This window comes from Rhizobium sp. SEMIA 4085 (genome assembly GCF_013004495.1).
In the GTDB taxonomy this organism is placed as follows: Bacteria; Pseudomonadota; Alphaproteobacteria; order Rhizobiales; family Rhizobiaceae; genus Rhizobium; species Rhizobium gallicum.
Genome location: NZ_JABEPH010000293.1, coordinates 1 through 7,887, shown reverse-complemented (window position 1 = coordinate 7,887; position 7,887 = coordinate 1). Strand labels below are relative to the sequence as shown.

At 60.7% G+C, this 7,887-nt stretch carries 8 protein-coding genes and 1 pseudogene; 2 read left to right on the top strand and 7 right to left on the bottom strand.

Annotated features, from left to right (window positions below; all coding sequences use genetic code 11):
- Positions 1-161 precede the first annotated feature (161 nt).
- The 5 genes and pseudogenes from C9413_RS23805 to C9413_RS23785 form a co-directional block, all read right to left on the bottom strand.
- Positions 162-497, bottom strand: a pseudogene (locus C9413_RS23805) (ABC transporter permease); the annotation flags it as partial.
- Complete coding sequence (locus C9413_RS23800; protein WP_040114919.1) at positions 497-1,153, bottom strand: ABC transporter ATP-binding protein; 657 nt, start codon at positions 1,151-1,153, stop codon at positions 497-499. The gene C9413_RS23800 and the pseudogene C9413_RS23805, both read right to left, overlap by 1 nt.
- A gap of 393 nt (positions 1,154-1,546) precedes the next feature.
- Positions 1,547-2,167, bottom strand: coding sequence for an exopolysaccharide biosynthesis protein (locus tag C9413_RS23795; RefSeq protein ID WP_170250979.1), 621 nt, complete (start codon positions 2,165-2,167; stop codon positions 1,547-1,549).
- A gap of 33 nt (positions 2,168-2,200) precedes the next feature.
- On the bottom strand, positions 2,201-2,503 hold the full coding sequence (locus C9413_RS23790; protein ID WP_040114916.1) for a hypothetical protein: 303 nt from the start codon (positions 2,501-2,503) through the stop codon (positions 2,201-2,203).
- A gap of 53 nt (positions 2,504-2,556) precedes the next feature.
- Positions 2,557-3,540 (bottom strand): TerC family protein, encoded by a 984-nt coding sequence (locus tag C9413_RS23785; protein WP_040114915.1) that lies wholly within the window; start codon positions 3,538-3,540, stop codon positions 2,557-2,559.
- Between the two features lie 393 nt (positions 3,541-3,933).
- On the opposite strand from C9413_RS23785, the gene C9413_RS23780 reads away from it, so the two are divergent.
- Positions 3,934-4,608: a L,D-transpeptidase gene (locus tag C9413_RS23780; RefSeq protein WP_040114914.1), complete on the top strand. Its 675-nt coding sequence runs from the start codon at positions 3,934-3,936 to the stop codon at positions 4,606-4,608.
- A gap of 14 nt (positions 4,609-4,622) precedes the next feature.
- Complete coding sequence (locus C9413_RS23775; protein WP_040114913.1) at positions 4,623-5,165, top strand: OmpA family protein; 543 nt, start codon at positions 4,623-4,625, stop codon at positions 5,163-5,165.
- A gap of 491 nt (positions 5,166-5,656) precedes the next feature.
- On the opposite strand, the gene C9413_RS23770 is transcribed toward C9413_RS23775, so the two are convergent.
- Complete coding sequence (locus C9413_RS23770; protein WP_052451762.1) at positions 5,657-6,421, bottom strand: response regulator transcription factor; 765 nt, start codon at positions 6,419-6,421, stop codon at positions 5,657-5,659.
- Between the two features lie 13 nt (positions 6,422-6,434).
- Complete coding sequence (locus tag C9413_RS23765; protein ID WP_040114912.1) at positions 6,435-7,673, bottom strand: sensor histidine kinase; 1,239 nt, start codon at positions 7,671-7,673, stop codon at positions 6,435-6,437.
- Positions 7,674-7,887: the final 214 nt, after the last annotated feature.

Genomic DNA, 7,887 nt, shown 5'->3' with positions numbered 1-7,887 from the left:
CCGTCCTCCCCTCCGGCAGTTCCCGTCCCCCCCCGACCCCACACGCGGGCCACCCCACCAGCCCCAGGGGCGTTCGCGTTGGACCCCACGAGGGACCCCGAACCCCCCATCACCCCAGCCGGGCCTCCCCTTTCCCCGGGCTAAACGCCCCCCGCTTGCGCTGGCATCGACACGGGACCACCGCCGATAAGCCGCACACGGACATTTCCGAAGCGATGGTCGCCTTCGATAATGGGCGAGACATTCCAGCCTGCCCTTCTCAATTTGGAATACGTGCTTAGGGGAACGGAATGGCCGTTGCTCGGTACGAGTTGCGCCAGTTCGTTCTGGTCGAGCACGGAGGCTGCCCGCGCATAACTCGCCCGTGCCTCTGCGTTGATCGCCTGGACACCCGACCACAGCGCAGTTGCTAACGAAAGACCAAGTATAAGCGTAACAAGCTGAAGAGGCCGACGCCGCCAATGCGAAACGAGAGCGCTTGCGGCGGTCCAGAGCATCAGGCGATCCTTCCGCCGCTGAGATGAACGCTGCGGTCGAGCATCTGTGCCAGCCTCGAAGAATGCGTCACCATCAACAGCGCAGCACCTGCACTCTTCGTCAGCGACAGCATGATGCCGATCACCGCGTCCCCGGTCGCTTCGTCGAGATTGCCGGTCGGTTCGTCGGCGAGAACCAGGGGCGGCCGCGCGGCAAGCGTTCTGCCGATCGCCACCCTCTGCTGCTGGCCGCCGGAAAGCTGCTCGGGGTATCGGGCGAGAAGTGCCTCGATGCCAAGATTTTCCACGAGCTGCCGCTCCCAGGTAGGATTATGTCGGCCAGCAAGCTTTGCATGAAAGGAAATGTTGGCCGCGACGTCGAGCGACGGAATCAGGTTGAACTGCTGAAACACCAAGCCGACCGCCGAACGTCGATACCGGGCCCTTTCCCGATCATCCAGAGCGGCAATATCTCGGCCCGCTGAGAGGATCTGCCCGACATCGGGATAGTCAAGCCCGCCGACAAGGTGAAGCAGGGTGCTTTTCCCGCTTCCCGACTCCCCGGTCAACGCGACGCTTTCGCCAGCATTGAGATCGAAATCGATGCCTTTCAGGATCTCAAGAGGTCCTTCTGCGGTCAAATAGGATTTTCTGACATTGCGGAGTGAGAGCAGCATCTGGGTTCGGGATCGATAAAGATGTCAGAGTATTTAGGCATAACCGTCGGCTTTGTAACCGTTCTTGCATGGCAATTTTGGGCAGGCAGCAGCAATACTCGGCGCCGGCGCGATCTGCCCTCGAAGCAGCTGTGCGTGTTTGATCCCGCCGGGACGCCCAAGGGCCTGCGCAAGCTTGTTGGATCTGATCATCGCGAATCGGCCCGATGAGTTCCGCTGCGCCGCCATGATGGCCGCCGGCAAGATCAGGGCAAGCCAGTTGCTTTCGTAAACCTGCATCCCTTCGGCGCCATGCTTCGGGCGTCGCCGCCGGTGGAGTAGATATGAACGGGCTGTCTGCAGGCGCCACGGCTCTTGAGGACGTTAACGTCGACACACGCCAGGTGGGCACCTTTACGCCGCAAAGACCATTGATGCCATGAAGCTGAGCAGAACCGCGGTTGTGACGATCGTCGCCGATGCGAGCAGCAACCCAATCAGAGTGACGAGGCCGTCGCCCTCCATCATGGCAACCGCCAGGATCACCAGCGACAACACCGGCAGCACGTTGCCAAAGGGGATCGGCAGGGCAATCACCACGGCGAGCAGGAAGATGGGGAGGCCGAGCAAGGCCTGCGCTGTCGGACCGGTGAGGACCTCTATCCGATCGGCGCGCACAACCTTCTCAACCCTTGCGATCATCGGCCCCGAGGGACGGACGCTAAGATCAAGCGTCGCGAACGAAACATGACGGTTTCTGACGATGGCAGGCAACCACACAGTTCGACGGCCCGCGCTGATCTGGAGCGAAACCAGTGCAAGCGTCGTGCCGAACACCATGCCGAACGGGCCAGGTATCGGCGTCAGGGCCGGGATTGCCAGAAACAGGACCGTGAAAGCGATGCCGGCCGGCCCCATGGATTCCAAAGCCTCGCCGATGGAGAGGCCGCCTTTCGCCCTGGCGAATTCCAGCATCTTCCTCAGTTGCGCGGAGGCCACTCCGCGCGACTGTTTGTGCCCGTCTTGTTCGAACATCTTACTCAAGCCATTTCAAACCGGAACCGCCCATTACGCATTCTCGCCGGCATCGCCTAGAACGCGAAGGAAAGCTGCGCATTGCGGGTCTTGGTTATCGAGAAGCTCCGCCGGCGATGTACGACCGATCGCAAGGTTGACGACAGTAGCCGCCGCCCAGCCGTAGTCGCCGGCGGCGCGTTCGATCAGCTGCGGGCCTTGAGACGTGAGGCAGGCCTGGGACTGGCGAACGATCTCCACGGGAAGCTTCGCGCGCTCGGCTTGTTCCACTATCTGAGCCTGTAGCGGATCGACGACGAGAACGGCAAAAATCCAGCCGATGAAATCCGAGAACATATCTATTTCCTTTCCTGTTCGGTAGCTAACGGTGTTCCTATGAGCAGCGCCGATCATGCAAGCTGCTGCTGATCCCGCGTCTTGAGGAGGCTCCAGACCACCCCGGCGGCGATGATGGCGAAGGTGATGCCGAGCGACAGCGCGGCCGGGAACTTTTCAAGACCGAGAAGATCGGCGACGAAGACCTTCGAGCCGATGAAGATCAGGACGACGGCAAGCGCAGGCTTCAGATAACGGAAGCGATGGATCATCGCCGCGAGGGCGAAATAGAGGGCTCTAAGACCGAAGATCGCGAATATGTTCGAGGTGTAGACGATGAACGGATCCGTTGTGATTGCGAAAATCGCAGGGACCGAATCCACTGCGAAGATGACGTCCGCCACCTCGACCATCACGAGCGCCATGAAGAGCGGTGTGATGAACCAGGTCATCTTACCCGTCTTGGCATTTGCCTTTTTGACGAAAAAGCGCTCGCCGTGATGTTCGTCGGTGACGTTGAAGCGGTTGCGCATGAAGCGCACGAGCACATTCTTCGAGACGTCAGGCTCAGCAACCTCGATGACGAGCATTTTGATGCCAGTCACGATGAGGAACGCGGCGAAGATGTATAGAATCCAGGCAAATTCGGCGACAAGCGTCGCGCCAACGCCGATCATGATGGCACGCAACACGATGACACCAAGAATGCCCCAGAAAAGCACACGGTGCTGGTAGATGCGCGGCACGGCAAAGAAGGAGAAGATCAGAGCGATGACGAAGACGTTGTCAAGCGCAAGCGTCTTTTCTACGACAAAGCCCGTCATGTAGGCAAGGCCAGCGTCAGAGCCGAGATACCACCACACCAAGCCGCCGAACGCAACGCCCAGTGCGATATAGAGAGCGGAAAGCTTTACGCTTTCACGGACGCCGATCTCCTTGTTCTGCTTATGGAGAAGACCGAGGTCGAACGACAAAACGGCGATGACAAGGGCGAAAAAGCTCGACCACATCCAGAGCGGCGTTCCCAGCCACTCGACAAGCAAAAACGAGAGATCCAAAGATAATCCCCTATCGGCACTGGTTGTCGGAAAACGGTCCGACATCGCAAGAGTGCCGAGGCACTCGCCAGAGGGGCCCGGACCAACGGGTTAGCCCGCAGATGGGGATTCACTTTTCGGTCGTCAAGGGCAGCCTGAACTCGCCTCGTCCATCGGCAAACATGCCAGATATTTTTGACGCAACGTCGCGACCGCTGACAACTTCGTCTTCCCGCACAAGTGATCCTTGCGTTTGTTGGTTGCGACCTCCTAAGTAACGATCAGAACGAAACCGATGCAGAACAGCCACAACTCGATCACGGTCATTTAACAGGAACGCAGTTTTCTGTTGTGGCCAATTCAAAATCTGATTTACTGACACTTCGCTGTTTGGCTTTGAGGGGGATATTGCCGATGGTGTGGACCCGCAGGGATGTGTTACTTGGTGGTTTGGCTTTACTTGGCACCGGCGCGGTGCAAGAACCGGCACTCGCCCAGGCGTCTTCCTATTTTGCCGGAACCGCCGTTGACAATGGCGTGACGTTCCGAAAGACCAACTTCGCCAAGATCGATAAGCGGTGGCACCGCCAGGTTGTCAAATATTTCAGCAGCGAGCCGATCGGCACCGTTGTTGTCGATACAAGGCACCATTTTCTCTACGTGATCATGGAGAACAAGACAGCCATCCGCTACGGCGTCGGCGTCGGCCGCGAGGGCTTCAAATGGTTTGGCCGGGCCACGATTGATCGTAAATCGCTTTGGCCGCGCTGGACGCCGCCGCCGGAGATGCGCAAGCGCCATCCCGAACTGCCCGAATTTGTGGCGGGAGGCTCACCGAAAAATCCACTCGGCCCCCGCGCCATGTACCTGCTTCGCGACGGCGTCGACACCGGTTATCGCTTTCACGGCACGCTGGAGCCCGGGAGCATAGGCAAGGACGCCTCCAGCGGCTGTATCCGCATGTTCAACGAAGACGCCATCGATCTTTACCAGCGTTGCCCGATCGGCACCGCTGTGCAGGTACTGCCGCATATTGCCGATCAGGCTGAAAATGCCGCTCAGGTTGGCGAAACAGCCCCGGTCCAATAAGGAATATCATCCAGATGTCTGCTACCATCGGATACACGAGGAGCGTTATTGCCGCGGCCATGCTCTTGGTGCTCGCCGCCTGCACCACCACCCATATCGCCTCAATGGAAGAACCTGCCGCGGCGCCGATGACCGGTCAGACCAACGATCCCGCGCCAGGTTTCGACAACATAACGGCTGGCAGCGAAGAGGATTTCATCCTCAATGCCGGTCGACGGATCTACTTCACACAGGACTCCGCCACGCTCGATTCCGTCGCCATGGCGACGTTGGATAACCAAGCCACTTGGCTCAACAAGAACCCGAATTGGCTGGTCAAATTGCAAGGATTTGCCGACGATTCCGGTTCCGCGTCCAAAATGGTGGCGCTGTCGCAGAAGCGCGCCGATGCGGCAATGGCCTATCTCGCCTCCAAGGGCGTGGACGCCAGGCGCATGTGGGCCAAAGGTTACGGCAAGGACCGCGAAGTCCGCGATTGCGCGGAGCGCTCGTGCAAGGTGCAGAACCGGCGCGTTGTCTCCAATCTTCGCACCCAGCGCGATGATGAAGGAGCTTGACAACGGACCGGGCCTTTTGGCGCTTCTCACCTGCTCCGTTCTGGGATCACAAAAGAATGACCGCCCGTGGCAAGCAAGTCGAAATACCGTTCTGGATGGACAGGTCGTCCGGCGGACCGGATGCCTTTGAAACGAATCCAATCCGAGGTCGTTTTCGAATTAACAGCGCGAATTTCGCCTGTGGTCGTCATGTATTCCAAAGTGTGTTCGCGCCTGCGGCGCCGAACAATGCAAAAGGCTGACTGTTTTCAGATTGCCGCCAGAACACGATTTGAGACGGTCAATTATCCCCCCGCCCGCGGGGTCTGGCGGAGCGACCACGCTGTAAACTGCAGACATCGGCAACTTTAGCCCGTGGGGTAGTATCTCTTGGATCGACAGTTCAATCAGGCGAGAACGGCAACGGGGTCGCCGGGAATTCTTCTCGAAAATCGTGCGAACCATCAGCGACCGCCCATAATGGGAAGAAGCCATCGATCGCTGCGGCGAGTTCAGGTTCGAGCCCGCCTGCGATTCCTGTCGCGCGGGCTGTCATGCAATCCATCAAGCCACTCCTGCACCTCCGCCTCAGCCCGCTCCAGAGCGCTGTAGTTCAGGAGTTTGCGCAGGAAAGCGACCGCAACGGCGCGGGCGCGGAGATTGAAGCGGCCGTCCTCGTGGTCGTCGCCGGCGGTCTGGTAGACGTCCAGCTTGTCGTAGAGCTGCTGCAAGCGGTTCTGCACGCTGCGCAACGACAGGCCCCGACGCTTGGCGATGGCCCGGTCCGTGAGGCCCAGCGCGATGTCGACGAGGATCTCGTATTCGGAATCGGTGAAGCCGTTCGTCTGGCCGAGGCTCTTCTGCTGCAGGCCCCGCACCTCGCGGTCGATGACGCACTGGCTCTCGATGAAGATCGAGCGCAGCGCAAGCTTCAGCCGCTCGTCGGAGGCGGATTTGAGCACATAGCCATAGGCGGCGCCGTCCGGCACGATGCGGGAGACGCCGCGCACATAGGCCTCGTCCGAGTAATTCGACCAGAACAGGATGCGGGTTTCCGGCCGCTCCTTCCAGATCGTGCGCGCCGCCTCGATGCCGTTGCGGCTCGCCATCTGCAAGTCCATGACGATATGCGCCGACTTGTGGTCGCGGGCGAGCTTCTCGCCGACGGTTCCGTTTTCCGCCTCGATCACCGTGTCGCATTCCGGCAGGGCAGCGTTGACCGCCTCGTGCAGATAGGACCGGTGCAGCGGGTCGTCCTCGACGATGAGAACCTTCATCGTGCCCTTCTCCTCAGTTTGACTCGCTCGCCGGGTCGTGCGGCACGAGCGGCAGCACGACGCGCACCACAGTCCCGCGATTGTTGTGGCCGGGCCCGGTCGTGAAGCGCGCCGAGATGAGCCGCGCACGGGTCTTCATGTTGTCGATGCCTCCGCCGATCCGTCCCCGCGTCTTGGCGAGCCCGGTCCCGTCGTCGGAGATTTCGATCGACAGCCGGTCGTCGTCGGCCTCGAGCCGAACCATGACGGCCAGCGGGGCGGCATGTCGCACCGCATTGTTGATCGCCTCCTGCGCGATACGGAACAGCGCGACGCTGACAGTCGGCTCCAGTCGCTCCAGTGCGCCGTGCGTCTCGTCGACAAGGCCCCATTCGATGCCCGATCCAGTATCGCGGGTCGATCGGTCCAGATGATGCTCGATCGCTTGGGCGAGGCCAAAGAGCTGGAGCACGGAGGGTTTTGCCTGCTCGATGATTTGCCGCAGATCCTGCATGCAATGCTGGAGGGAACGGGAGATGGGCTCGAGCGCCTCTTGCGCCACCTCGGCATTGCGCGACAGCCGATCGATCCGGCGGGCGAGCCGCGTCAGGTCGGCGAGCGTCTGGTCGTGCAGGTCCATGCCGATCCGTTGGCGTTCCTGCTCCAGTGCTTCGGTCAGCTTCAACGCGCCTTGTCGCAAGCCCTCCTCGCGCGCGCGGGCCTCCGCCTCCACGATGGCTGAGCGCTGCGCCTGCTCGGCCGCCTGCAGCGCGAAGAAATAGGGCGTCAGCAGGTCGGCGATGATGCGGGCGCGTTCGATATCCTCCATGGTATAGACATCCGCCCTTTGCGACGAACACGACAGCGCCGCGATGATCGTGCCCTGTACCTTCATCGGTACATGCAAGCGGCTCCTCAGCGACTGTTCGACGATCGGCCGCTTGAACGCGCCCTCGAAATGGAAACGCGGGTCCGTCATGGCGTCGTCCGCCAGGAGAAAGTCCACCTCGCCCCAGAGCAGCGAGCGGATGGGACTGTTGACCACCGGCGCGCCGGCAAGGTCGCCCCAGGCAGTCTCGATGCCCGTCTCGTAGGCCGTGTGGTAGTTGCCGCCCTCAAGGAGAACACAGACATCGAGATGATCGTGCGGGATGATATGGGCAACCTCGGCCGCGACTGAACGGATGGCCGAGCGGAAGTCGAGCTGGCCCGCGAGCAGCCGGGAAATGCCGAGATAGTGGTCGAACATGGCTGCGGGTGCGAGATGCAGCATTGTCATTTCCTCCCCGAGACGGCAGCAGGCTCCTCAACCCGCCGCGATCGCTTCGCAGTAAGCCTCGCGGAAGCGCCGCCGTCTTGCGGAAACCCGCAGCTTGTTGCGCAAAACCCGCAAACGACTTGCCGCCTTGCCCCTATACAGGCCGGTCGATCTCCCGCATCCTGCCCTTACTGCGAGGAGGATGCTCAGTGCGCGCACACTTCTCACT